General features: G+C 29.3%; 1 protein-coding gene. It reads left to right on the top strand.

The window, feature by feature from the left end; translation table 11 throughout:
* Positions 1-19: 19 nt before the first annotated feature.
* Positions 20-526: hypothetical protein (locus tag BG20_RS05675; RefSeq protein ID WP_133936248.1), on the top strand; the 507-nt coding region annotated here is incomplete at its 3' end.

Below are 526 nucleotides of genomic sequence, written 5' to 3'. Positions count from 1 at the left end.
TGATTTAGATGGAAATGTGATGGCAAATGCTAACACATTAAAAAATTTGAGAGACACAAACATAAAAAACTCATCATGGTTTCAAAATGCATTAAATCATAGAAATAAAGATTATGGATTTGAGATGATCAATGAAGAAATTAAGGGATTCACAAAAATTGTATTTTATTGTAATGTGTATCAAGATAACACGTGCTCAGAAATCCCAATAGGAATTTTAGGTATTATATTCAACTGGAGCAAGTTTATCCATTGTATATTTAATGAGACTCCACTTCATGATGATGAACTTGATTCTACAAGTCTATTCATATTCGATTCTAATGGAAACAAATTGGCTGAAAATAACAAACTGAAAAATGATGTTACGTACAAGGAACTTTCTAAATCTTTTGAAAAAAAGAAAAATTATGAAACCACTATGATGTTTGACTCAACTGTGACATTAGGTCATGCTCAATCTGTAGGATATGAAAAATTTTTCACTGGATGGCATTCTGTGATAATTCAATCACAAAAATCTTGT

The organism is Candidatus Nitrosarchaeum limnium BG20, from assembly GCF_000241145.1.
Classification (GTDB): domain Archaea; phylum Thermoproteota; class Nitrososphaeria; order Nitrososphaerales; family Nitrosopumilaceae; genus Nitrosarchaeum; species Nitrosarchaeum limnae.
The sequence above is the reverse complement of the archived record's forward strand: the minus strand, read 5'-3'. Positions and strand labels throughout refer to the sequence as shown.